Source organism: Candidatus Babeliales bacterium (assembly GCA_035944115.1).
GTDB lineage: Bacteria > Babelota > Babeliae > Babelales > Vermiphilaceae > DASZBJ01.
Genome location: DASZBJ010000014.1, coordinates 1 through 1,712 on the forward strand (window position 1 = coordinate 1; position 1,712 = coordinate 1,712).

The window sequence follows — 1,712 nt, forward strand, 5'->3', positions numbered from 1 at the left end:
CGTTTGATGTATGGCACATCGTTCAACAGCGGCAGCAACTTAGAATCAGCTATCCGGCTGGGGGTGAGTTTTTGAGGTGATTCATAGTTCATAGTTCATGGTTCATAGTTCATAGTTCATAGTTCATAGTTTGACCATGCCTGAATAGGGTTGACTTTTTAAAAGAAGAATACAAACTTATTATTATTGTTGTAAGATTTCTTTTTTGCTTCTTTTTTCTTTGTTACCAAGTACTGATTTTGTGGATAACTCATAGATGGCCGGAGAACTATTTCCCAACGAAGAATGCGGCCTGAAATGGTTATACATTTTAACAGCTTTATCAGTTAGGGTTACCAGTTGTTTATAATCCTGTGGGGCATAATAAATCAGGTAATCATTTTTAATCGTACCATTGATCCGCTCTGCATGGGCGTTTTCATACACGCTTTCGCACATACTGTTTTCAATCAGGTTGCTTTTGGTAATGGCTAAAAACTTTTTGCAGTAATATTGCCCGCCGCCATCGGAGTGAAAGATCAACCCATGTTCAGGCTCCCGCAGCTTTAAGGCCATGTTCAATGCAGGTATGGTAGTTTGCTCGGTAAACATACCAACAGATACAGCATACCCCACAATAAAGCGGCTGTACAGGTCGAGGATAAATGTGATATAATAGAATCTTTCGCCAATGCGGTAATAAGTAATATCACTTGCCCAAACCTGGTTTACACCTGTCAACTCCAGCCCTGCGATTAAATTCTCAAAACGAGTAACACCCAATGAGTTTGTCGTCTTATGAAATGCTCTTTTTATATGCAGTTTAAAGCCATACAGGTAGCAAAACTGCTCGAACTTATCTCTGCCCATGCTTTGAGGTTCGATCATTTCATACATCCGCCTTGCTGACAGACGGGGATGATCGGCCCGGATTTGATTGATAATGGGTAACAATTGTTGCTGTTCCTCCAATATCAGCATCTGCTTATCAAGATACTGATGGAACGCTTGCCTGCTGGTACCTATAACCCGGTATAGCCCATTCATTTTCATTGGGCGCTGCTTTCTGTTGGACCAGTACCAGAGGATGGCTTGGTGGTAAATTTTTTTTTAATATCCAGCCCGTATTCCTTTTCTGCCAGTTCAATCACCTTTTCCAGGAAATCCATCTTAAGCTGTTTTTCTCCTATGACGCGCTGTAGTTCACTTACTTCTTGCTTTAAAAGCAGCACTTTTCTTGTTTCACTTTCAGGCTCTATGACCTGTCTGTTTTCTTGTTTACGCATCAATGAATATTTGTAGATCCATTTGTAAACAGCTGATCTGCTTACCTGGTGTTCCTTACAAAGTTCAGCTATTGATAGGATATTCCGCTCTATCTCACTGACTTTTGACTTTTTAAAGGTTTCATTGAAAAAACGCTTCTGACGTTCTCTGATTGTTAATTTCTCATACTCGCTGATTGTTGCCATTTTCTAGTTGGTTTAGTGTCTATAAACCTCTATTTTCGGTCAACATATTCAGGCAAGGACAGTTGATGGAGAAAGGTTTGCGTTGCCTTATGTAAGCTTAGCCTCGCCTGCGACCAACGGACAAAAATCCATGAACCATGATCCATGAACCATCAACTATTCCTATATTAGCACCCTTTTAATAACTGAGATGAACAAATTTTACGGAACAGGTGTTGCCATTATAACACCTTTTCATGCGGACGGACAGGTTGATTATGA

The 1,712-nt window shown here is 40.3% G+C and carries 2 protein-coding genes; both read right to left on the reverse strand.

The features are described from left to right. Positions 1 to 183 precede the first annotated feature (183 nt). Positions 184 to 1,032, reverse strand: a complete 849-nt coding sequence (locus VGT41_01670) for an IS3 family transposase (GenBank protein ID HEV2600984.1) — start codon at positions 1,030 to 1,032, stop codon at positions 184 to 186. Continuing rightward, positions 1,029 to 1,451 (reverse strand): transposase, encoded by a 423-nt coding sequence (locus VGT41_01675; protein ID HEV2600985.1) that lies wholly within the window; start codon positions 1,449 to 1,451, stop codon positions 1,029 to 1,031. The genes VGT41_01670 and VGT41_01675 overlap by 4 nt, the downstream gene beginning before the upstream one ends. Between the last annotated feature and the right edge of the window lie 261 nt (positions 1,452 to 1,712).